This is a genomic window from Halomonas sp. A020 (genome assembly GCF_027943625.1).
Taxonomy (GTDB): domain Bacteria; phylum Pseudomonadota; class Gammaproteobacteria; order Pseudomonadales; family Halomonadaceae; genus Vreelandella; species Vreelandella piezotolerans.
Map to the genome: position 1 here is coordinate 228,051 of NZ_AP022850.1, position 23,195 is coordinate 251,245.

At 58.7% G+C, this 23,195-nt stretch carries 21 protein-coding genes; 13 read left to right on the forward strand and 8 right to left on the reverse strand.

The annotated features are described in order from the left end of the window. Positions 1 to 33 precede the first annotated feature (33 nt). Both msrA and FRH_RS01090 read left to right on the forward strand, forming a co-directional pair. Positions 34 to 657: a peptide-methionine (S)-S-oxide reductase MsrA gene (gene msrA, locus FRH_RS01085; RefSeq protein WP_281997580.1), complete on the forward strand. Its 624-nt coding sequence runs from the start codon at positions 34 to 36 to the stop codon at positions 655 to 657. A 232-nt stretch (positions 658 to 889) separates the two neighbouring features. Further along, the gene (locus FRH_RS01090; protein ID WP_139526582.1) at positions 890 to 2,272 is read left to right on the forward strand and encodes an NAD-dependent succinate-semialdehyde dehydrogenase; all 1,383 of its coding nucleotides are present in this window, start codon (positions 890 to 892) and stop codon (positions 2,270 to 2,272) included. A 120-nt stretch (positions 2,273 to 2,392) separates the two neighbouring features. Here the strand turns inward: FRH_RS01090 and FRH_RS01095 are convergent, their stop codons facing one another. The 6 genes from FRH_RS01095 to FRH_RS01125 all read right to left on the reverse strand — a co-directional run bounded on the left by FRH_RS01095 (position 2,393) and on the right by FRH_RS01125 (position 10,671). Next, entirely contained in the window at positions 2,393 to 2,869 is a 477-nt protein-coding gene (locus FRH_RS01095) for a phosphatidylglycerophosphatase A (protein WP_281997581.1), read from the reverse strand. Beyond that, positions 2,869 to 3,600 (reverse strand): tellurite resistance TerB family protein, encoded by a 732-nt coding sequence (locus tag FRH_RS01100; RefSeq protein WP_281997582.1) that lies wholly within the window; start codon positions 3,598 to 3,600, stop codon positions 2,869 to 2,871. The genes FRH_RS01095 and FRH_RS01100 overlap by 1 nt, the downstream gene beginning before the upstream one ends. 109 nt (positions 3,601 to 3,709) lie before the next feature. Next, complete coding sequence (locus FRH_RS01105; protein WP_281997583.1) at positions 3,710 to 6,313, reverse strand: SMC family ATPase; 2,604 nt, start codon at positions 6,311 to 6,313, stop codon at positions 3,710 to 3,712. Beyond that, a complete protein-coding gene (locus tag FRH_RS01110) occupies positions 6,310 to 7,458 on the reverse strand; it encodes an exonuclease SbcCD subunit D (RefSeq protein ID WP_281997584.1) in 1,149 nt (382 codons plus the stop codon). The genes FRH_RS01105 and FRH_RS01110 overlap by 4 nt, the downstream gene beginning before the upstream one ends. Positions 7,459 to 7,519: 61 nt before the next feature. Next, positions 7,520 to 8,842 (reverse strand): ammonia-dependent NAD(+) synthetase, encoded by a 1,323-nt coding sequence (gene nadE / locus FRH_RS01115; RefSeq protein WP_348773456.1) that lies wholly within the window; start codon positions 8,840 to 8,842, stop codon positions 7,520 to 7,522. 185 nt (positions 8,843 to 9,027) lie between these two features. Next, positions 9,028 to 10,671, reverse strand: coding sequence for a DASS family sodium-coupled anion symporter (locus FRH_RS01125; protein ID WP_348773461.1), 1,644 nt, complete (start codon positions 10,669 to 10,671; stop codon positions 9,028 to 9,030). 243 nt (positions 10,672 to 10,914) lie between these two features. Here FRH_RS01125 and FRH_RS01130 point away from each other — a divergent pair, with 243 nt between their 5' ends. Both FRH_RS01130 and FRH_RS01135 read left to right on the forward strand, forming a co-directional pair. After that, positions 10,915 to 11,526 carry a CDP-alcohol phosphatidyltransferase family protein gene (locus FRH_RS01130; protein ID WP_281997586.1) on the forward strand — a complete coding sequence of 204 codons (612 nt, stop codon included), beginning with the start codon at positions 10,915 to 10,917 and terminating at the stop codon, positions 11,524 to 11,526. A 574-nt stretch (positions 11,527 to 12,100) separates the two neighbouring features. Beyond that, positions 12,101 to 12,412, forward strand: a complete 312-nt coding sequence (locus tag FRH_RS01135; RefSeq protein WP_139526575.1) for a hypothetical protein — start codon at positions 12,101 to 12,103, stop codon at positions 12,410 to 12,412. A gap of 73 nt (positions 12,413 to 12,485) precedes the next feature. Here FRH_RS01135 and FRH_RS01140 read toward each other — a convergent pair whose 3' ends face one another. Continuing rightward, a complete protein-coding gene (locus FRH_RS01140) occupies positions 12,486 to 12,815 on the reverse strand; it encodes a hypothetical protein (RefSeq protein ID WP_281997587.1) in 330 nt (109 codons plus the stop codon). A gap of 235 nt (positions 12,816 to 13,050) precedes the next feature. Between FRH_RS01140 and sstT the strand changes: the two genes are divergently transcribed. From sstT to FRH_RS01185, 9 genes are all read left to right on the forward strand, one after another. After that, positions 13,051 to 14,268 (forward strand): serine/threonine transporter SstT, encoded by a 1,218-nt coding sequence (gene sstT, locus FRH_RS01145; RefSeq protein ID WP_281997588.1) that lies wholly within the window; start codon positions 13,051 to 13,053, stop codon positions 14,266 to 14,268. A 79-nt stretch (positions 14,269 to 14,347) separates the two neighbouring features. Then, positions 14,348 to 14,878, forward strand: coding sequence for an XRE family transcriptional regulator (locus tag FRH_RS01150; RefSeq protein WP_281997589.1), 531 nt, complete (start codon positions 14,348 to 14,350; stop codon positions 14,876 to 14,878). Beyond that, positions 14,875 to 15,615 carry an AzlC family ABC transporter permease gene (locus FRH_RS01155; RefSeq protein WP_281997590.1) on the forward strand — a complete coding sequence of 247 codons (741 nt, stop codon included), beginning with the start codon at positions 14,875 to 14,877 and terminating at the stop codon, positions 15,613 to 15,615. Before FRH_RS01150 ends, FRH_RS01155 begins: the two co-directional genes overlap by 4 nt. Next, positions 15,612 to 15,947 carry an AzlD domain-containing protein gene (locus tag FRH_RS01160; RefSeq protein ID WP_281997591.1) on the forward strand — a complete coding sequence of 112 codons (336 nt, stop codon included), beginning with the start codon at positions 15,612 to 15,614 and terminating at the stop codon, positions 15,945 to 15,947. The genes FRH_RS01155 and FRH_RS01160 overlap by 4 nt, the downstream gene beginning before the upstream one ends. Positions 15,948 to 16,100: 153 nt before the next feature. Next, positions 16,101 to 17,561, forward strand: coding sequence for a DHA2 family efflux MFS transporter permease subunit (locus FRH_RS01165; protein WP_281997592.1), 1,461 nt, complete (start codon positions 16,101 to 16,103; stop codon positions 17,559 to 17,561). After that, positions 17,558 to 18,538 (forward strand): iron-siderophore ABC transporter substrate-binding protein, encoded by a 981-nt coding sequence (locus tag FRH_RS01170; RefSeq protein WP_281997593.1) that lies wholly within the window; start codon positions 17,558 to 17,560, stop codon positions 18,536 to 18,538. The genes FRH_RS01165 and FRH_RS01170 overlap by 4 nt, the downstream gene beginning before the upstream one ends. Then, complete coding sequence (locus FRH_RS01175) at positions 18,528 to 19,532, forward strand: iron ABC transporter permease (protein WP_281997594.1); 1,005 nt, start codon at positions 18,528 to 18,530, stop codon at positions 19,530 to 19,532. Before FRH_RS01170 ends, FRH_RS01175 begins: the two co-directional genes overlap by 11 nt. Next, positions 19,529 to 20,560 (forward strand): iron ABC transporter permease, encoded by a 1,032-nt coding sequence (locus FRH_RS01180; protein WP_281997595.1) that lies wholly within the window; start codon positions 19,529 to 19,531, stop codon positions 20,558 to 20,560. The genes FRH_RS01175 and FRH_RS01180 overlap by 4 nt, the downstream gene beginning before the upstream one ends. Positions 20,561 to 20,588: 28 nt before the next feature. Next, positions 20,589 to 21,212: an RraA family protein gene (locus tag FRH_RS01185; RefSeq protein WP_281997596.1), complete on the forward strand. Its 624-nt coding sequence runs from the start codon at positions 20,589 to 20,591 to the stop codon at positions 21,210 to 21,212. A 53-nt stretch (positions 21,213 to 21,265) separates the two neighbouring features. On the opposite strand, the gene FRH_RS01190 is transcribed toward FRH_RS01185, so the two are convergent. Next, positions 21,266 to 23,173, reverse strand: coding sequence for an IucA/IucC family protein (locus tag FRH_RS01190; protein WP_281997597.1), 1,908 nt, complete (start codon positions 23,171 to 23,173; stop codon positions 21,266 to 21,268). Between the last annotated feature and the right edge of the window lie 22 nt (positions 23,174 to 23,195).

The following is a 23,195-nucleotide window of genomic DNA, read 5'->3' on the forward strand; positions in this document are numbered from 1 at the left end:
ACCGAGCATCGATTCGTCACTGGAGTGCTAGACATGTACCGATTTTCCTCTTTTCGTCCGTTGACGCTGTGCGTAATGGCCGCCGCTGGCCTGGCAAGCGCACCGCTCCAGGCGCAATCCAATAGCGAGGCAACGTTTGCTGGCGGCTGTTTCTGGTGCATGGAGCCGCCCTACGACAAGCAGCCGGGTGTCAGCGCCACCACCTCCGGCTATATGGGCGGCGAGCTGGACAACCCCACCTACGAACAGGTCTCCCGAGGCGGCACTGGACATATAGAGGTCGTACAAATCGAGTATGACGACAGCCAGATCAGCTACGAACAGCTACTGGAGATTTTCTGGCGCAATATCGACCCCTTCGCCGTCAACCGCCAGTTTTGCGATAGCGGCGATCAATACCGCTCGGCCATCTTCTACAGCAACGAGGAGGAGCAGGCGTTAGCGGAAGCCTCGAAAGCCGAGATGGAAGCGAGGTTCGATCAAGAGATCACGACCGAGATCCTGCCGGCCAGCGAGTTTTGGCGCGCCGAGGAGTACCATCAGGATTACTACGAGAAAAACCCGCTCCGCTACAAGTTTTACCGCCTGAGCTGCGGCCGAGATGACCGTTTAGAAGAAGTATGGGGTGAAGAGGCAGGCGGTCCTACTTTTGAGTAATCACGCCCTGTGACCTTTAAAAGCGCCAAGTCGGTTTATCTGTCTTGGCGCTTTTTTATGGAACCATTGTCTACCCGTCTTGCCCCAACGAGGGTGTCACGACATGCCTGATGATTCATTTGGGCAAAACGCCATTTATCTACTAAGGTAGAAATTCAGCATTAATAGACCAGTCGGCTAAAGGACTGCTCTACCTGATCGAACGCCCGTTGATCTAAAGATAGGAGATCTTATGAGCAACACCATCTCGACAGTCAATCCGACCACCGGCGAAACGCTTGAGACCTACACGCTGATGGATGAAAGCCAGGCCAAGCAGATCGTCGAGGCCAGCCATGAGGCGTTTCTGGATTGGCGGCTCAAGCCGCTAGAGCACCGCGCCAAGGTCGTCAAAGCCATTGGCGAAGCGATGAAGGCGCATAAAGACGAGCTTGCCGACCTAATGGTCAAAGAGATGGGCAAGCTGCCCTCACAGGCGCGCCAGGAAGTGGATCTGTGTGTCGGCATCTGTGATTATACCGCCGAGCACGGACCCACCAAGCTCGCCGACGAAGAGCGCAAGCCCGGCAACGGCGAGCGCGGAATCGTCACCTACTCCCCGATGGGCGTGATTTACGGCATTCAGCCGTGGAACTTCCCTGCGTATCAAGTCGTGCGCTACTCCATCGCCAACATCATGGCGGGCAACAGCGTGCTGCTAAAACACGCAGAGAACGTCACGGGTAGCGGGCTGCTGCTGGAGAAAATCTACCGCGAGGCGGGCCTGCCGGAAAACGTCTTCCGCACGCTGGTGATTTCTCACGATGTCTCCGACACGGTGATTGCCCACAAAGCCGTGCGTGGCGTCACCTTGACCGGCAGCGACGGCGCTGGTCGAAAAGTGGCCGCCAAAGCCGCCGAGCATCTGAAAAAGACGGTACTGGAGCTAGGCTCCAACGATGCCTACCTGGTACTGGACGATGCCGACCTAGACGTGGCGGTAGATACCTGCGTCACCGGTCGCGTCTTCAACGGCGGCCAAACCTGCGTAGCGGCAAAACGTTTTGTGGTCACCGAAAAGAACTACGAAGCATTCAAAGAGCGCTACGTGGCGCGCATGAAGGATTTGAAAGCGGGCGACCCAACCAAAGAAGATAGCGACCTAGGCCCGATGGCCCGCGTCGATCTTCGCGACGACCTTCACGAGCAGGTGGAAGAGAGCGTGCGTAAAGGCGCGACAATCCTCTGCGGCGGCGAAAAACCAGAAGGCAAAGGGGCGTTCTACCCGGTCACCGTGCTGGATAACGTCACCCCTGGACAGCCTGCCTACGACGATGAGCTGTTTGGCCCGGTCGCTGCGTTGATTCGTGCCAAAGACGATGAAGACGCCATGCGCATTGCCAACGACAGCCGCTACGGCTTGGGCGGCGGCATCATCTCCAAAGACGTGAAGCGCGCCACCGAGCTTGCCAGCCAGTATTTCGATACCGGCATGGTGTTCATCAACGGCTTCGGTGTCGCCACGCCGGAAATGCCGTTTGGCGGCGTGAAGGATTCAGGCTATGGGCGTGAGCACGGCGGCTTTGGGATGCACGAGTTCGTCAACGCCAAATCGGTGATCGTCGTACAAAGCTAAGGTGACCACGCTTTTCGTCTAGCGCTAGGCGGAGAGCACGTTACCCAAAACGCCGCAGCGCCGTTTTCACGACCTGCGGCGTTTTCGTGGTCCGCCTTGTTTGCAGCCTCTTTTACAGTATCAGGCGATTTGCCGCCGACGCTGCCAGAGCGTTAGCAGCAGCGCGACCACCAGCCAGCTCACCAGCGCGGCAATGACGTCATCCAACACGATGCCGAACCCGCCGCTCACGTATTCTGCCAAATGGATGGGCGGCGGTTTCAATCCATCGAAGAAGCGGTAGACGCCAAACGCCAACGCCAGTACCAGCGGATGGCGGGCGGCTTTTAGCCCCAGCACCGCGAGCGGAAAAGCGACGTACTCATCGGCAACGATGCTGCCATGGTCCAGGCCATCATAATGCCACGCAGCGATATGACAGACCGGCACGGCCGCTATCAGCATCAGCGCGATGATGGTCGCCTGCTGCCCCGTAGGGCGGCCCAAGAGCCACCACGCCAGCGGCAGGCCAATCAGTGACCCAAAGGTACCCGGCGCAACGGGCGCTAGCCCCAGCCCAAAGCCGGTGGCTAGCCAGAAGTTGAGCGTATCGAGCATTAGCCAGCCTGCTGCGCCTGACGCTCGAGCTCTGCCGCCATCTCAGGCGTTAGATTTAGCGCGCTGGCGAGTTGATCCAACCAGGCGCGCTCCATGGGGTTTTGGTCGTCGGTTACGGCGACGCTGATCAAATACATTTCGCGAGCGGCCTGGGGAGAGTCCGCTTCACGGGCCAAGGCCTGGGCGTCCAGCGGGGCTTTTAGCTGCTGTTCGACCCAGCGGTGCATCTCCTCATCCGCGCCGAGGGCATCGATCTGATCGGTAATCAGCGCCTGCTCCTGCTCGTCGATATGGCCATCCGCCCGGGCGGCCATGATCATGGCCTGCAGCAGCTCCAAGCTGCGGCGCTCTTGAACCTCGCCGCTCAACACCTCGACACGCTCGCCTTCCGAGGAGGATTGGGTCCCAGCCCCCTTCTTCTCCTTCTCCTGAGTACTTTGCCACGCCTTCCAGGCCAGTACGCCGACTCCCGCAATGGCACCATATTTGAGCGCTTTGCCGCCCATGCTGCGGCCACGCTTCGAGCCCACCAGCATGCCCAGGGCACCGCCACCCAGCAGGCTTTTCATGTCGAAACCGCTGGAACCGCTGCGTTGCGTGCCTTGGCTGCCACTGCCGCCCAACTGGCGGGAGAGGCCATCGATCACGCCTTTGACATCCATACCGCCGCTACTGCCCTTGCTGCCGCTGGCCTGACTCATCAACTGCTGAAGAATTTTGCTTGCGTTCATCCTTGCACTCCTCAATGGATACTCATTCGACGGGTCGAACGCGGGTCGTTTAATGTTCGTTATAGCGCATGCTACATGAATACAGCATGAATCGATCCTGCACTCGCGCTTAGCCCAGCGCCCCTTTTACCGCGACCGAACTGCCATGACGGCTAGCGCTCACCTCGATGCGCACTGGCATCTGCTCTTTGAGTTCGCTGACGTGGGAAATGATCCCTATCGTTCGCCCGCTCATTTGCAGTTCGCTCAACATGGTGATGGCTTGATCCAGCGCGTCTTGGTCCAGACTGCCAAATCCCTCGTCGATGAACAGCGTATCCAGTTGAATTCCCCCCGCGTAGGCCTGGACCACATCGGAAAGCCCTAGGGCCAACGATAGCGCGGCCATGAACGATTCCCCACCGGAGAGCGTGGCCACCGGACGGTTCTTGCCAGTGTAAGTATCGGCCACGTCGAGTTCGAGCCCTGAGGCTTTATTGCCTTTGGAAGGATCTTCCCGGCGCACGAGCTGATAGCGCCCGCGGCTCATGCGCACCAAACGTTCGGAGGCTTGGATCAGCACATCGTCCAGCAGCACGCCCAGCACGAAGCGCTGCAGGCTAATGCGGTGACCGGTGCGGCCGTTGGCGACCTCGCTGAGCGTTCCCCAAAGCTGATACTGCGCCTCGAGCGCTGCCTCGGCGCGGCGTGCCTCCGCCAAGCGCTGCTGAGTACTCGTAAGCTGATCGACGCGTGCCGCCAAGCGCTGATACGTTTGGCGGCACGCCGCTTCGTGAGACTTGGCCGCTTCGGCGTGGGTCTCCAAGGCAGCAACGTCGGGGGGCGTTTTGCCTTCCAGCAGCGGCTCGCTGGCCTCGAGCTGGCCCTCCAATTTGGCGAGCTCCCGCTGAAAACGCACGACGCTTTCACTCAGGCGCTGCTGTTCCGACGCCTCTAGGCGGGCAGCGGTAAACGCCGCTTCGTCTCTGAAGGGGCTGGCCTGCAGCGCTGCTTGCCACTCGGTTCGAGCGGTGCCTAACGTGTGCTGCGCCTCGGTTTGGCGCTGGGTGGCCTCGGTTAGCGTGGTTTGTGCTTGAGTGAGCGCCGTATGAGCCGTTTGGGCTTGGGCCTGGGCCGTTTTCCAGGTCCGTTCGCAGGTGTCGATCTCGCGGTTCACGGCGGCTAACGACGCGTTCACACTTTCCAGCGATACGCTATCGCCCAACTGCTCGCGAAGCCGTTGGCAACGTTCGTCGAGGTGGTGAGACTGCTGCTCCAAGCCCTGGGCATGCTGCTGGGCACTCACCCAGGCCTGGCGAGCGTGCTCGTAAGCATTGCGTGCCTGCTTCATCTCCGCTTGCGTCACCAGCGCTTGGGAGGGAGTGGCGGGAGCCGGATGCTCACGGCTACCGCACACCGGGCAAGGCTGGCCGCTGTCCAACCGCTGGGCCAGCAGCGCCGCCTGGCCCTGGTGCCAGCGCATCTCTTGCTCGATGGCGTGCTGCTCTTGGCGGTTGGCCTCTTGCTGCGTCTGCTCTAACGTCTCGAGCGCTTGGGCGACCTGTTGAGCAAGGGTGGCGCGCTGCCCTTCCAGCGTGGCCAGCTCCTGACACGTAGCGAGGGATTGCTCCCACTCATACGCTTGACGCTGCAGCGCGGGCACCCGCTCATGCTGGGCATTGGCCTCCTCCAGTGTCGCCTGGGCCTGCTGGTGGGCGGCCTGTCGAGGGGCTATGGCCTGCTGGGCGGCCTGGCATTCGCTCTCGGCGGCAGCGGCGTTTTCCTCGGCGCTTTGCAGCGCGTAAAACGGCGTTGCGAGCGCTTGGGTTTGTTCGTGCCGGTAAAGCTGCGCTTGGGCGTGCTGAATCGCGGGCTGCTGCTCCAATAGGGTCGCTTTTGCCTTGACCAGCGCGGCGTGCTGCTCGAACTGGCGGGCCAGCGCCGTGCCCGCCTGGGCGGCCGCCACGGCCTGCTCGCGCTGCTCGGTGGCGGCCGCCAGCGCCTGTTTGGCGGCGTGATGATCCGGGTCGAGCGCGGCGAGCGCTTCCTGCAGCGCGGCCTCGCTCTCGACATCGCTGGCCGACAGGATGCCCTGCACCCGCTGGCGGTGGTCGTTCACCTCACGGACGATCTGCTTGGCCTGATCCAGCAGGCGCTGCTCGATACGCTGAAAAATCTCGGTTTGAAACAGCTGGGCAAAAATCTCTTCGCGCTCTTTCGAGCCAGCCAGCAGCAGCTCGCGAAATTTACCCTGGGGAAGCACCATGACTTGGCGAAACTGACGCGCATCCAAGCCCAGCAACTGCTGCAACTTGACGTTGGCATCGGTGACCTTTCGTGCCACCAAACATTCGTCCTCCTCGCCCTTGGGAGTAACTCGCCATAATTGAGCTTCCGCCGCTTGCGTGGTCGTGCCTTCGCCGCTGGTTTTGGGGCGCTCCTGCTGCGGCACTCGGCGCACCCGATAAGTGGCATCTCGTAGACGGAACGTCAGCGTCACTTCGGTCAGCAGGGTCACGGGCGCTTGGTCGCAGCGCATTTGGCCAGCGTCGCGCTCGTTGCCGGTGGTTTGGCCGTACAAGGCAAAACACATCGCATCGAGGATCGAGCTTTTACCCGCCCCGGTGGGGCCGTTGATCAGAAACAGCGGGCTTCTACCCAGCGCGGTGAAGTCGATGGCCTCAGTACTCGCAAAGGGGCCAAAGGCCTGCATGGTGAGTGTCAACGGCGTCATGCTTGGCCCTCCTGCTCACGGCTGAGGGTGGTGATCAGCTCGCTCATGGCGCGGGCCTGCTCGTCGCTCATCGGCTCACCGCTGGCTTGGGTGAAAAAGTCGCTGAACATATCCAGCGCGCTGAACTGAAGCCGCTCGCGGTCTAGCTGCTGGCGCCCTTTTGCTTCCAGCATGCCGGGCTTCTCCAGGTGCAGCACGTTGGGGTAGACCTCCCGCAGTTTGCCCATGGGGTCGAGAATGGCATGGCGGTCGGTGAGGCGCACCAGCAAGTAGTCATCGGCGTAGGGATCGCTGGCGCCTTGGGCCAGCAGCTGCGTCAGCTCGCCTTCCAACACGCGTACGTCACGACGGGGTAGCAGCGGATGATGCTCGATCTGGGTGACACCTTCGCTGCCCACCTCGACGAGGGTGACGCCTTTACGCTGAGTGGCTTCGGAAAAGCTGTACTTCAGCAGCGAGCCGCTGTAGCGAATGTGCTCGCCACCGCGAGTTTGCGGGCCGTGAAGATGGCCAAGCGCCACGTAGTCGAAACGCTGCATGGGCTCCCAAGCCACGCTCTCCGCCCCGCCCAGGGTGAGCGGGCGCTCGGAGTCGCTGGCGGTGCCGCCATCGACAAAGCAGTGGCTCATGAGCATCGTCGGGCGGCCCGGCTGGCGCTGCGCCTCGATGCGCTCCAGCAGGTAGCGGTGGGCGCCGTCGAAGTCGCGCACGTCCACGCCAAACGCGCTGCGCACATACTCTGGATCGGCGTAGGGGATGCCGAACACATCCACCGTGTCACCGCCCATCGTTAGCGTGACCGGCTGATCGCAGGTGGCCAGGTCGGTGAGGATATGCAGCCCGGCCTGACGCAAATGGCGGGCGCCAAATCCCAAGCGCTCGGCACCGTCGTGGTTACCGGAAATCATGATGACCGGCAGGCTGCGCTTCTCGCACAGCTCGACCAATATCTCATCCAGCAGCGTGACAGCCGCAGCGGGTGGCACCGAGCGGTCGTAAATATCGCCTGCGACCAGCAGGGCATCCACCTGCTCGCGGTCGATGATCGCCAGCAGCTGCTGCAACACATGGCGCTGGTCTTCCAGCAGGGAGAGGTTATGGAATAGCCGCCCCAAATGCCAATCGGCGGTGTGAAGTAATCGCATGACGCACTCGATACAGAAACGTTAGCTGCATCATAACAACCTCACACCGCGACGCTAGCGCTCAGGGGGTGATGGGCAGGTGCCGTTTATGCGCTGAGCGCTGATACGTTTGTATCATCGTGGCACGCGCTTCCTCGCTTACCTGTTTACCCGTCAAGAAAGCATCGATATCTGCGTAGCTAGCGCCAAGTGCCTCCTCATCGGCTAGCTGGGGTTTCAGAGTCTCTAGATCAGCCGTAGGCTGCTTCTCTACCAGCGCTTCGGGCGCGCCTAGCACCGCACCTAATTGGCGTACCTGGGCTTTAGTCAGACCGGTTAACGGAGCGATATCGCAGGCCCCATCGCCATATTTGGTAAAAAAGCCCATGAGCGCCTCCGCCGCCTGATCGGTTCCCACGACCAGCCCCGCGTTAGCCCCTGCGACAGCATATTGAGCCACCATACGTTGACGCGCTTTGATATTGCCCAGGACAAAATCGCGTTGCTGCGCATCGGTAAAGCCCAGCCCACCTGCTTCAAGCGAAGCCAACATTGCATCGCTCGCGGCCTGGATATTCACACTCAGCACACTATCGGGTTTGATGAATGCCAACGCCTGCTGGGCGTCTGCTTCATCGTGCTGAGTATCGTAGGGTAAACGCATCGCATAGAAGTGGGCTGACACACCCTCTTGGCGAGCTTTTTCTACCGCCAACTGCGCCAAGCGCCCTGCTACAGTGGAGTCGACCCCGCCACTGATACCCAACACCAAGCTCTTTTGCCCAGAGTTTAGGAGTTGGCGATAGAGAAACATCACACGGCGCTCGACTTCTTGCTGCGGATCGATGGCGGGCACGACCCGCAACGCGGTTTGAATATGGGCTTGATGGGCTTGATGAGCGACGGCGCTGACCTCTCCCTCTACCACTGCAGCGTGGTGAGTCATTAAGCGCTTCAAAGCGTAGTGGGCCGCCGCTAAACGCACTTCGTTACGGTCACCTGAAAAATGCCGTGTCTCTGCGATGAGATAAATCTGCTGCTCGTACCGAAACGCCCAAGCAAAGCATACCGTTCCTACGGGAATGCCATCGTGGGGCTCTGGTCCAGCGATACCGGTATTGGCTATCGCAACGTTGGCATCATTGTTAGTGAGTGCCCCCAAGGCCATTTCTTTGGATGTCGCCTCGCTGGTCAACCCACAACGCTCAAGGGTTTGAGCGCTTACCGAAAGATAACGCTGCTTAGCCTCTGGCGAGTACACGGCAAGGCCGCAATCCATCGATTGGCCACTGCCTGGCACCCGCGCCAGTTCCGAGGCAATCAGTCCTGCCGTACAGGATTCGGCAGTAGCGAGCTTAAGTGAATAGTCTTGTAAATAATCGCGAACTTGTCTCAGCAGTTCCATTGCGGGTCTCCTTGAAGGATGCATCCGTGCAGGTGGGGTTACTAAAGCCACTATAGATAATCACTCTGGTTTGTCGAAAACCCTCCTCGTCGTCTTAACGTCATCTTTCGCGCCGTAACCCGCATACACAAAGCCCCCATCGCAAGGATGAGGGCTTTGTGTTAGTGACATAAAATTAACCTAGATTAATCTCTAAACGCATCCGGGTAGGTGGTGAGATCCACGCCCCACAGCATCGGCAGCAAGAAGTAGACCGCGGCCACGATCAACAGCATCGCCATGATGTTGAGCCAGAAACCGTTGCGCACCATCTCGATGATTTTGATTTTACCCGTGGCGAAGATGATCGCATTGGGCGGGGTGCCTACCGGTAGCATGAAGGCGCAGTTGGCCGCCATGGCCGCTGGCACCATCAGCACGAACGGATGAATATCGAGCGCCAGCGCCAATGAGGCTAGCACCGGCAAAATCATCGTCGCTGTGGCCGTGTTGGAGGTGATCTCGGTCAAAAATAGCACCATGCCTGTCGCCAGCAAAATGACCAGCAGGAAGTTGACACCTTCTAGCACGCTCATTTGGCCGCCAATCCATGAAGCCAGACCCGATGAGCCAAAACCTGCGGCAATCGCCAAGCCGCCACCGAACAGCAGCAAAATGCCCCACGGCACGTCTTTGGCTACGTCCCACCCCAACAGGCAGCCTCCTTTATTGGGCGAAGGAATCAGAAACAGCGCCACGGCAGCAGTGATCGCAATCATGGTGTCGTTAATGCCTGGAATATTGAGGATCTGTCCCTGCCAAAGAAACGAGCGGGTAATCCAGAAGAACGCGGCAAACAGGAACACACCGAGCACCGCCTTCTCTTCGAAGGTGATCCTACCCAGCGCTTCTTTCTCTTTTCGAATCAGCGCCCGGCCGCCCGGCAATTTGGCGAGCTTGATCGGATAAATGAAGCGCGTCAGCATCACCCAGCCAATCACCAGCAGCGTCATTACCACCGGGAAGGCAAACATCAGCCAGCCCGCGAACGAAATCTCGACACCGAACAGCTCGTTCACGATCGCCGCCAGGATAATGTTCGGCGGCGTGCCGATCAGCGTGCCTAGACCACCAATGGTGCCACCATAGCCCACGCCGAAAATGAGCGCCTTGCTGAATTTATCGATTTCGTCGCTGTGGTCACCTTCGGTTTTATTCAGTTCCTGGGTGACCTGATAGACAATTGCAGTGCCAATAGGCAGCATCATCATCACAGCGGCGGTGTTGGACACCCACATGGACAAGAAGCCCGTCGCCGCCATGAAACCAAACACGATGCTGTTGATGCTAGTACCGAGCACGGAGATGATCGACAGCGCAATGCGTTTATGTAGATCCCACTTCTCCATCGCCAGGGCGATCATAAAGCCGCCCAGGAACAGGAAAATAATCGGGTTGCCGTAGGCCGCCGTAACGGCGTTGCTCTCCAACGCCCCGGTAATGGGTAGGAGAATAATCGGCAGCAGAGAAGTGACAGGAATCGGGATGGCTTCGGTAATCCACCACACCGCTACCCACAAGGTAGTGGCCAGCACCATCCGGCCTTCGAAGCTAAGATCAGCCGGGTGGAAAAACATCACTACCATTGCAAACAGCAATGGCCCCAGCACCAAGCCGATTTTCTGCGCTCGGTTATACGCAGGAGGACGGGGTGAGTGGCCGCTGCTGCCTTGTGTACCATTAGCCTCGCTGCGGGATGAGGAGCCACCGGTACTTGAGGTAGGCAACGCACACATCAGAAGGTTTTTGACTTGATCGTGGGAGTGCCAAAGCTGATCCCACAGCGTCATCGTAGCAGTTCTGCGCATTATTAACGTACCGCTCGCAGTCAGGGTGAACGAAAGGGCTCAACATGGAGCAGGCCCTACGGCATTTTTACCAGCGCCGCTGGCGTTTGTGGTGCCCTTTATTCACTGCAATAAGCCTTTAGTCCAGCGAATTGGCCGCGATTACAACCAAAGTCTAAACACTTTAGTCTTAATTATTAGCCGCTACTAACATTAAACCCAGTCCCCTTTTACGGAGATATCATCGTGTTAGACCGCTTTACCATGCCGCTGACCCAGCGACCGCTTCTCGCGCTTGCTGACATCCTGCATCGTCAAAAAATTACCGCTGATCAAGTCACGCTAACGGCCTTCATCGTGGGGCTCAGCGCCTTGCCGCTACTGGCATTCGAACAGTACGGGTGGGCGTTGGCTGCAATCGTGCTCAATCGTGTGGGAGATGGGGTAGATGGTGCCTTGGCCCGGCTGAATAATCAGCAAAGCGACGCGGGCGGCTTTCTAGACATTGGGCTTGATTTTGTCTTTTATGCGTCGGTAGTGCTCGGCTTTGCGCTGGCCGACCCTGCGCAGAATGCGCTGCCCGCTGCGCTGCTGCTCTTTACGTTCATTGGCACCGGCACATCATTTTTGGCCTTCGCCATCGCCGCCAAGGCCCGGCAGATAGAACGGCCTAACTTTCCTAAAAAAGCCTTTTACTCTTTAGAAGGCTTGACCGAGGGCACCGAAACGGTCGCGGCGTTCGTGTTGTTCTGTTTGTTCCCCACGGCGTTTCCCTTGTTGGCTTGCCTGTTCGCCACTGCGTGCTTGATCACCACCATCACGCGGCTCTGGGGTGGCTACTGGACACTGCGTTCATGACCCGATCATGTCATCACCGTTAACATTTTGTATAGCTTTTATGAACTCCTTTTCGGTGCCGCTGGTCTATGCTGTGGGTATGAGTTCATCGCGCTCGTCAGGGCATGAAACTTGGCGCAGCTGTACTCTCTGAGGGGGGATCGACCACATTACCGACCGTTTGGGAGGTTGCATGATCCGTCAACACATCTACCAGGGCACCCAGCCTGGCAGCCGAGAGCATCTTGAGAAATTTCTTATGGAACAAAAGCATAGTCGTGCAAAAGCAAAACAACCTGACATAGTGACCGTTGCCACCGTGTCATTCTTCACAGGCTGTTTAGTCACTTTGCTAGCCACTATGACGCTCTAATGATAGACGCTGAGCGCTCCATCACAACGAAAATCCCCACACAAAATGTGGGGATTTTTTATGGCTTTTGATCCATGTGAATTTTTGCAGACAGTCGAAAACGGTGATTGATTCTCACCAATCTCTGTATTACTCTCGAAGAGTACAAGACGCGTACAAATAGCGTTTCGACACTTACGCTGCTATTTCGAGCAGCCAATGGCATTCACAAGGAGTCGTGGCATGCATACCCATTCTCTGGTCGATATCTCGCAGGCGGGCCTTGAACTGGCCATTCAAGAAATCAAGGAAGAGATGTTCGATACACCGCAGTGTGACTACACCATTGCCAAACTGCTGAGCCATTGTGGCCAGTTTGAGGCGGCTGAGCGGCATATTGATGACATGTTGTTGAAATGGGGCGCTTCTCCTGATGTGCTTGCCCTTACCGAACAGGCTTATGCCGACATGGCACGTTTCAGCGTCGATCAAACGGCTAACGCCTTGTCAGCGGCCAACCGCGCTTCCGTGGCACAAGCCAGCGCCGCAGCTTGAAGTTTTGAGCGCTCGTCCCTAACGAGCGATGCGAACGGCCTGCCGCTCTTCGAGTGGCAGGCCGTTTTTATGATTAGTCTAAATGCTCTAGCGTCACCACGATATCTTGGGTAGAAACATCGACGTTCCAGAAGGTATAGCTGTCATCGTCCTCGTCGACCAAGCGAATATCGAATAAGGGACTGTTATACCCCGTTAGCGTCACGCGCTGGGTATCCCCATTCATCAACACGTCGCTGCCCAGCACGTCCTCCTCCCAACTTTTCGAATCCGCCGGGCTCACGTACATATAGTAAATGGTGTAGCCAGTACGGTTGGTGATATCGACGTAGTAGTCGGCCGCCATGACGAGCGACGAGCTGCACAGCATCAGCAGTGCAGCAAACAACACTTTCATACGCATGAAACGTTCCTTCTTCTTCTTTTGGGATAGGCGGGAAGTAGCACTAAAGCCACGCTGCGATGATGCCCCGCAGCAAGCGAAGTATAGTCTGGCGCTCATCTCTGTGACAGCGAGTGCCGATTTTTGGCACACCCACCCCAGAGAAGCCCTCAACTGATAGAATGCTGCCCCTTTCAGGCGCGGTGGCGCTTACCGCCGCATCGCTTCCCCCCTTTTACTACCTGAGAGTCACGCAATGATTGCCACCGCTACCACCGTTTTTCGACCCTTGTTACGGCTGGGGCTTATTCCTCAAATCGTCATCGGTATTGTCGCTGGGGTGCTGTTGGCCCTACTCGTACCCGACATAGCCAGCGATGTAGCGCTTCTCGGGCAACTTTTCATTGCCGCGCTGCAAGCCGTGGCGCCTATTTTGGTCTTCGTACTGGTGGCGGCGGCCATTGCCGCCCATCAGGCGGGCCAGCCGACCCATATTCGCTCGGTGCTCTTACTCTACGTCGCAGGTACGCTGATTGCCGCGTTGATTGCCGTAGCCGCAAGCTTCGCACTTCCCACGGAGCTGGCCTTGGATGCGGGACAAGTCGACGGCAACCCGCCGAGCGATATTTTCACCGTGCTGCGTGACTTACTACTCAACGCGGTGGCGAACCCTGTGACGGCTCTGATGGACGCCAATTTCATCGCCATTCTGGCCTGGGCCATTGGTTTGGGGTTGACACTTCGCCAGGCCAGCGACACGACTCGCCAAGCGCTGAGCGATTTATCCGCCGCCATTACGCGTATCGTCACCCTGGTGATTCGCCTGGCCCCCCTGGGTATTTTCGGCTTAGTGGCCGGTACACTCGCGGAGTCTGGCGTTCAGGCACTGCTGAACTACGCCCAGCTATTGGGGGTGATCGTTGGCTGTATGCTGTTCGTTGCGCTAATAAGTAACCCGCTATTGGTCTACTTGGCTACCCGCCAAAATCCTTACCCGCTGGTGTTTGCCTGCCTGCGGGGCAGCGCCATTACGGCGTTTTTCACTCGCAGCTCGGCGGCCAACATTCCGGTCAACCTGGAACTTTGCCGCCGTTTGGACCTGGATGCCGACACCTACGCGATCTCCATTCCGCTAGGTGCCACCATCAATATGTGCGGGGCGGCGATCACCATTACCGTGATTACGCTGGCGACTACGCACACCCTGGGAATTAGCGTGGATTTCCCCACCGCGCTGCTGCTCTGCATCGTATCGGCTCTGGCGGCCTGCGGCGTGTCTGGCGTGGCGGGCGGTTCGTTGATGCTGATTCCCATGGCCGCCAGCCTGTTCGGCATTCCGACCGAAGTGGCCATGCAGGCCGTCGCCATTGGCTTTGTGATTAGCGTGGTGCAAGACTCTACCGAAACGGCGCTCAACTCCTCCACCGATGTGCTGTTTACCGCCGCCGCCTGTCGAGCGCGTAAGCCTGATTAACGCTCCTTTGTGGCTCGTCGATTGACAGATCGCTGTTCCTTATATAGAACGTTCTATAAAAGGAACAGCGAGGACATCCATGGACGAGCACTCTCTTGTTACGCTAGGCCAACACCTCCAAGCGCTTCGTAAAGCGCAGGATTTATCGCTCTCGCAACTTGCCAACGCGGCGGGCATCGCGAAATCCAACCTATGCCGCTTAGAGCAAGGCAATGGCAACCCGACGCTCGACACGATCTGGCGGCTGGCCGTCCAACTCAACGTTCCGTTTGGCACCCTAGTTGCACCGATTAGCGTGCCGCTCGGCGAGGATGGCGTGCAGGTACAGTTGATTGACCAAGGTAAAGGCGCACCACAGGTAGATGCCTACTGGATGCGCTGCGCGCCCCACACCCTGCGCCACGCCGAGGCCCACACACCGGGCACCCAAGAGACGCTGACGCTGATCAGCGGCTATTTGGAAGCCGGACCAGAAGGCGCAACGTTCTCGCTCGCTCCCGGCGATAGCGTCACTTTCCCCGCCGATCAGCCACACCTTTACCGCACTCAGGCGGCAGAAGCCACTCTGCTGCTCACCGTCACCTACGGGCTAGAGGGCACCCGCTCATGAGCCAGCCAGCCGATCACACCGTTAACGCCCAGCACTCATCGCTGCGCTCTGCCTTACAGGGTGTGCGTGAAGCCATTCCGCTACTAGGCGGCTATATTCCAGTCGCGCTCTCGTTTGGTTTGGTCGCGACGCAGGCCGGTTTTACCACCTGGGAAGCCGCCGCCATTTCAGCACTGATCTATGCGGGTGCGTCGCAGTTTCTGTTCGTGGGCATGATTGCCGCGGGCGCACCGCTGTGGCTGGTGGTCATCATGACGCTGCTCATCAACGTGCGCCACGTGGTGTACGGCCCCAATTTGGCCGCGCTGCTGCCCCGCAGCCGCCACTGGCCTTGGTTGATGCACGGCCTGACCGACCAAGTCTTTGCCTTGGCACTCATACGGCTACCCCAGCTACCGGAAGTCAAGCGGTTCAGTTGGTTCGTGGGTGCCTCGCTGCTGGCGTGGGCGGTGTGGATCATCGGTACCATCGTCGGCGCGTCCGGCGGCGAGGCGGTCACCGCCCGCTGGCCGCTGCTGGGGGAGATCATGCCCTTCGCCCTTCCAGCCCTATTTCTTACCATGGTGGCACCGCGCTTTACCGACCAGCGCTGGGCCGCCGCCATGCTGTGTACCATCCTTGCCGCGCTGGCCTTGAACTTGGCCGGGTGGAGCAACGTGGCGATTCCCCTTGCAGCCGCCTGCGGCGCGCTGTGCTTCTACACGGTCACCTTTCAACCACGCAGGAGCCGCCCATGAGCAGCACCATGTGGATCGCCGTTATTATCTGTGCATTGGGCACGCTACTAATGCGCGTGGTGCCTTTTTTATGGATGCAGCGTCGGCTGGGCAGCACAACGGGAATGAACGCCATGCCCCAATGGCTGGTGATTCTAGGCCCCATGATGATTGCCGCCGTGTTGGGCGTCTCGATCGTACCGGTCAACCCCAACGCCATCTCTTGGCTCGCCACAGCGATAGGCCTTGGCGTCACGCTATTGGTGTGGCGACGCCTGCGCTCACTGGGCTGGCCGGTGGCGGCCGGGGTGGCGATATTTGGTGCAGTAGAGGTAGCGGCTGCTCTCCTTTGAGAGCGCGGCGACTGACGTACCCCCTCGCCCAATCACAACTGATAACTATTTGCATTAAATGCCTTTAACATGGCATCATCCCCCTCTGGCTAAGGCGTCATAGCAGCACGTCTGCTTTGCCATATCCCCATGACATCTCAGAAAGCGGGTTTCATGCCGAACGCGACCTCCAACGGCAAAAAAGTGCTGATCAGCGTGCTATTGGGCACCTTTACCGTCAGCCTCAATAACAGCGCTCTTAACCTAGCCGTCGCTGACCTCATGGTGACGTTTAACGCTAGCGCCACCCAGGTCAGCTGGGTGGTGACCATCTTTATGATTGCCATGGCGATGACAATGCCGCTAACGGGCTATTTAGCGGGCAGGTGGGGGCGAAAAACGGTTTACCTCGTGGGCCTGTGCGGTTTTTTGGCCGGCTCGGGTTTGGGTGCCTTAGCGCAACACCTCAATGGCATCATCGTGGCCCGAGGCGTGCAAGGAATCGCCGCTGGCTTGATGATTCCGCTGTCTCTGTCGTTGATTTTCTCCGCCTACCCGCGCGAACAGCGGGGACGGGCCAGCGGTGTGTGGGGCTTTGCCGTGATGATGGCGCCCGCCATCGGACCGACGGTGGGAGGGCTACTGCTGGAAATCAGCCACTGGCGCGCCCTGTTTTTGATGAATATGCCCTTCGCGATCCTAGGGCTGATATGCGGTTACCGTTATTTATCCGCCGACTCGCGGCCGCCTCGACGCCAGTTTGACCTACCTGGCTTTTGTCTCATCACGCTGGGTATCGGGGGCGTACTGCTGTCTCTCAACGGCGTTGAAACGTTATCAGACCTGTTGCGTCCCGCTACTCTCGTACCGCTCCTGCTAGGTGCCATCGCGTTAACGCTGTTCATACGCGTCGAGCGACAGCAGGCTCAGCCGCTACTCGACCTGTCACTGTTTCACCACCCTCGCTTTCGCTACAGCGTGCTGCTCGCCTGTTTGCAATCGATCATCCTGTTTGGATGCATCTTGTTGATCCCTCTGTGGATGCAGAACACGCTGGGATTTAGCCCGCTGACGACAGGCCTCGTGTTTCTCGCCACTGCGCTTGCTGCCGCTGCCTGTTCGCCCATTGCAGGCCGCTGTATCGACCGGGCACCCCCTCAATGGTGTATTGGTTTAGGCCTGATTGCCACGGTCATCAGCTTGATAGGCCTCGGCACGCTGAGCGCGGCGACCTCCGTTTGGATCATCGCAGCCTGGATGGGGCTTCGCGGCATGGGGTTGGGGTTCGCTTACTTACCGGCGACCACGGTGGGCATGAAAGATCTTCCTGAGCAGCAAGTGGCCCAGGCCTCGGCCATGAACAACATGGCGCGTCGACTCGTCTCCTCACTCGGGGTGGTCGCCCTATCGGTCTACTACGACATGAGTGTTCGCGCCTCCCTGGAGCTGGGCATTGCCTACTCCGAGGCCAGTGCCTCTGCCCTGCATGTGGCCTTTCTTGTCTTGGCGGGTATCGCGCTGGCCTGTCTCCCTTTGGCGTGGATGCTGGGGCGCACAGGTGCCTCGTTGAACATGGCGATACCTTCCTCCTCAAACGGCCAGCCGCAAACGTCGCTTCAAGGAAGAGCCAAATGATCCCCTTTCAAACGCACCGAATCACCTGGCGACCTTCATGGGGCAAAACGCTGCTGAGCATTGCCCTCGTCGTGAGCTTGATGGGCGCTACCTGTGCCGCCCAACCCCTTAGGAGCCAAACACACTCCGTTGAACGCGTCGTAACGCTTTACCAAGGAGCCACCGATAGCGCCGTCGCCTTGGGGATCACTCCCATTGGCGTGGTGGACTCATGGTTGGAAAAACCCATGTATCGCTACCTGCGCGACGAATTAAACGACGTGCCGCACGTGGGCCTGGAAACACAGCCAAACTTGGAAAAAATCGCTTGGCTGAACCCTGATGTCATCGTGGCCACGGATTTTCGTCATCAGAGAATACGGCCGTTGCTGACAGCCATTGCCCCCACTGCCACGGCCGATAACGTTTATGACTTCAAAGAGTCGCTGACCCTAGTGGCTGATGCCACAGGTCGCGAGGAAGCAGCCAATGCGTTACTGCGCGATTGGGCGACACGGGTCGACGACTTTCACCGACAGATAGCAGACGCGCTCGGAGACGCGTGGCCGCAAAAAGTCGCGGTGATCCGCTTCAAAAGTGATCACCTGCGTATCTACTCGGGCGGCTTTGCAGGCTATATTCTCGACGAGCTAGGGTTCGAACAACCCGACACCTTGAACACGCACGGTTGGGGCATGAAGCTTTCCAGCACGGAGAACATCCCTATGTTGGATGCCGATGTCATTTTCGTGCTGCTGGAGCCGGACCCCGCCATTCTCGATAACTACCAGCACTGGTCGTCCCACCCTTTGTGGCAGCAGCTAGAGGCCGTTGAACATCAGCGGGTATTCGAAGTCGACCCCGTCAACTGGATGATGGGCGGCGGTATACTCGCCGCCAATGCCATGCTCGATGACCTGTATCGCCACTATGGTCTTGAAGGCATCGAGCAAGGTGATGCGCTTGCTAGCCGCCAGGAGACGCAGGATGCTAGATAGCCGCATCGCTAAAAGTCTAGGGCTGCTGTTTGGGGTGGTGGTGACCTGGAGCGCATTTTTAACCAGCACACTATCAGGAACGACCGATATTGCGTGGCACGCGCTCTGGTCAACCTTACATCACTATGATCCCAGCAATGTCGCGCACATCATCCTCATCACTGAGCGTCTGCCGCGGGCGATCATCGCCGCGTTAGTGGGTGCGAGCCTCGCCATTGCCGGGGCTCTGATGCAAACCATCACACGCAACCCGCTGGCCTCACCTAGCATCCTAGGCATCAACGCGGGGGCCATGTTTTTTGTCGTGGTGGCCGTGTCTTTACTGCCGCTTTCAGCGCCTGCCCACTATGTCTGGGCGGCGCTTTTCGGTGCATCGGTGGCGGCACTCTTAGTCATTCTGCTCAGTAGAGGACGACGCGGAGAGCTATCGCCGCTGCGCGTCGTACTGGCCGGGGTGGCCGTGACGGCCATGTTCGTCGCCTTTAGCCAGGGGCTCCTGGTGATCGATCAGCAAAGCTTCGAAAGCGTGCTCTACTGGCTGGCAGGCTCGGTATCTGGGCGAGAACTTGCGCTGGTGGCTCCTTTATTACCGCTATTTGGCGCAGCGCTCCTGCTCTGCACCCTGCTGGTCCGTCATGCCAATGCGCTCTTGTTAGGCGATGACATGGCAACAGGTCTAGGGTTACAGGCCACCACGATTAAACTGCTGCTTGGGCTCGTCGTGATCGTATTGGCGGGTAGTTCCGTGGCCTTGTCAGGGATGATCGGGTTCGTAGGGTTGATCGTTCCTCACATGGCGAGGAGTCTGTTTGGTATCGATCACCGCTGGCTGTTGCCCGCCTGCGCGCTACTGGGCGCCAGCCTTCTATTGCTGGCAGATGTGGCGTCGCGATTTTTAATTGCTCCCCAGGAGATCCCTGTAGGCGTGATGACCGCTTTGCTAGGGACGCCTTTCTTCATTTATCTGGCGCGACGCAACATGGCAGCCCAATGACATCGCATATTTCAAGCTCCTTTATCTCTTCTGAACAGCGCCATGACGATCGGTCGCTGCTCACGGTCGTCGGTTTGGCCGTTTTGCTGTTTGCCAGCGCGGGCGTATCGCTGAGCTTGGGGAGCTTTCCTACCGCGTTCGTGGACGTTGTGAAGGCATTAGCAGCGCCGCAAAGTAGCGACATTGCGTTTATCGTTTGGGAGTTACGCCTACCGAGAATCGTGCTGGCAATGTTGGTGGGTAGCGCCTTGGCGATGGCAGGTGCTCTCTTGCAGGGTATCGTGCGTAATCCCCTGGCGTCTCCTGACGTCATCGGCATCACGAGCGGTGCCGCCCTTGCGGCGGTTCTATTTTTAGCACTGCTTAGCAGCATCTTTAGCATTCATTGGCTGCCACTCTTTGCCATGTTGGGTGCCCTGGTATCGACCTTGCTGGTCTTTACACTCGCTTGGAAAAATGGGCTGCACCCGTCACGTATGGTACTCGTGGGCATTGGTTTGGCCGCGGCCATGGGCGCAGGCACCACGCTTTTGATCGTCATTAGCAGCGACGCTGCGGCCATGTCGGCCTACGTCTGGCTCACCGGCAGTTTGTATGCAGCCCAGTGGCGGGACGTCTATGGCTTACTGCCGTGGCTGGTGGTGACCACACCGGTATGTTTGGCCTTCGCCCGCCATGCAGATGCCATGGCGCTGGGGGATCAGGTGGCACAAGGGCTAGGCGTCGCGGTGATACGTAGCCGAGTCATCCTACTGGCCTGTGCTGTGGTGTTGGCAGGCGCTGCGGTGGCCTATGCAGGGGCCATCAGTTTCGTGGGCTTAATAGCGCCGCATATCGCGTCTAAATTCGTGGGGCGCCATATGGCACGCCTCCTTCCCGTATCGGCGCTGGTCGGGGCACTGATCGTCCTATATGCCGATTTGCTAGGCCGGGTCGCTTTTCTTCCCAAAGACCTGCCCGCAGGCATTTTCGTGGCCGGCATCGGCGCGCCCTTCTTCGTTTATTTACTTCACCGCACGCGCTATTAGCGCGCTCGAGGTAAACAAAGAGAGTCCCATGTTCCATGTCCTTCCCCGTCAAGAAAACATCCCCCCCCAGCAGCGGCAACGATTCGAGGACATTGCCACCTCGACACTCGGACATTTTACCGATATCGGAGCCATCGCGACCCTTCTGCCACTCAAGCGCCCTGTTCGGCTTTTAGGCACGGCCCTCACGGTACGCATTCCCCATGTGGATGGCAGCATCATCCGTGAGGCGCTGATCATGGCACGCCCAGGCGACGTGCTGGTGATCGACGTCGGCAGCGATGTTCAACGTGCCTGCTGGGGGGAGTTTCGCGCTTACGCCGCCTTACAAAAGAGCTTGGCGGGCGTGGTGACGAATGGACCGGTCACCGACTGGGCCCATCTTTCTCAGCTGCCGCTCCCCACCTTTGCACGGGGAACAAGCCCGTTAACCACCCGGGCACTCTCGCTAGAGGGTGAAATCAATACGCCCGTCACAATCGAGGGGTGTGTCATAACCCCAGGGGATCTGGTCATTGGAGATGACGATGGGCTCTTCGTGGTGCCTCCTCACCGCGCAGAGGCGCTAGCGAGCGCTGCAGAGGAAAAGCAGACGCAGGAGGACGAGAAGCGGCGAGCGCTGAAAGCAAACCATCCCGCTTGGTTTTGCTAATTCGGCATGTTGATGGAATAGCCGCCTAGCAGATCTACTAGGCGGCTTTTGACTCAGTGCTCCGTGACCGCTTCCTGGTGGCGTTGCTGCTTCGAAACGATAACTTTGCGAAGCGGATTACAGGTTGCGCTGGTGCCGAAGGGCATACTGCCTGGCCCCCCCGCTCGCTCGATGATGGGTGAAATCAGGCGTTTATAGGGCCACTGCTCCTGTTCGAACAACTGCTTTAGCAGTCTATCCCGGTCATGTTGGTCAAAAGCAACCTCGTTCAGCTGGGCTCTCAACCGTATCGCCAACGTCTCCCATAGAGTGTGCGCCGAGACTCCGTAGTAGCCTACCAGCGCGTCGATGATAGCGCGTAGATTGACTTGAATGGCAAGGGTTTGCAGCCAAAACAGCAGGGCTTCCAGGCTATCGTGGTAAAGGGTATTGGAGTGACCTTGCTTGATGCGGTAGCACGGGTCCTGCATCCCATGCTGTTCCAGCCGCTCAACGCAGATACGCAGCGAGTCATGATCGCGTAACAGCACGCCGTGGCACCGGCCTGATTTAAAGACCATGACCGCATTCTGACCATGGACTTCTGCCAGCATCCCCAACCGAAACAGGCGTAGATTGATCTCGAAGAATCGGTCGCACAGCTCGCCGAAGAGGGCTGTCACGGATGCCGCACTCGCAGGCCACTCACGCTCGGCTAACCAGTCATCGAACACATGGTGCTCACCACCCGGTAGTGGCGTTCCCAGCGTGGCCATGGGCACCAAACGCACGGTATCGTCTTCCAGCAACTCAGAGGGGTAGCTACGCACCATGGCCGACAGGTGACGAGGCGCTTCATCAAAGAGCGTTGCCCCTTGCGGCATATACGCCCACCACTTGCTTTCATCACATAGATAGAGGCCTTGCGCTAAGCGAGCGTCGCGTGCCTTGGCCTGCTGCAGCAAGCGGGCACTGAGATCGCCATTGATCATTTTCACGGCCGGTAAATAGCGAGAAGCCCCCAGAGAGTGAATGGCCATGGGCAGTTTGAGAAAGTGCGGACTGGCCGTGGTGGGCGCAAGCGACCGTAACGAGGAGGTGGCTAGCCAGGGTTCCGTGACGGTCGTGAGTGACACGCAGGCACCGGCTTCAAAGGCGTCTTGCAACCAATGGGGCAACGCATGCTCGTGCTGCCACGGATGTACCGGAAGGGCGGTATGCGTATGCGCCAGGCCTCGCTCGACCATCTCCTGCTCCAACATCCCAGCGCTGGTCTCGCTGGCGAGCCAGCGCACTGGCAGCGGCGTTTCTTCGTTGACACCGTCACCACTGAGCAAAGCGTTATTGTCGATGGCGACCCAACGGAGTTCGATAGGCAGATTGAACTCCGCCATATAGGCGTGATACTCCTGATTATTCAACCCCTGCTTGGCTTTCGCCGTGGGGTGATAAGGGCGATCCAACAGCGATGCCCACTGCTCCATCACAGCAAAATGATCAGCCGTGGCAAGCGCTGGCAAACCCGCCGTTCTTACCTGATGCTTCACCGAGCTGGTCGCTTGCCAAAGCGTATCGGAGAGCGCCTGCAAAAACACTTCCTGCCCCTGGGTTAGGGCTGCGTCATCCCCGCCTCCGTTAGCAAAGAGGTAATGCATGAAGGCCTCAGGTGACAAAGCGTGATGCTGACCTGCGGCATGGTCGACCAACACGACCGGCGTCTGCGGCACTTTCTCCCAAGCCTGCGTGATACCAGGCTGAAGCAGCATCGCGACATGCCAACCCGGCTTTGCTGGCCAGCGCCAAAGACGCTGCGCGGGATCTCGGGTAAAACCACCAAACAAGCCAGTCAGTGCTTTCTCGTCGTCACCGACGATGCTCCACTGCGCATCGAGCCCCTCTAGCAAGCCTTCTACCAAGCACCCATCGACCAAACATTGCAGAATCTGCTGTTGCGCATAGTGCTGAGCATTAACGGATGTCATGTGCCTAACCTCCAAAACGGTA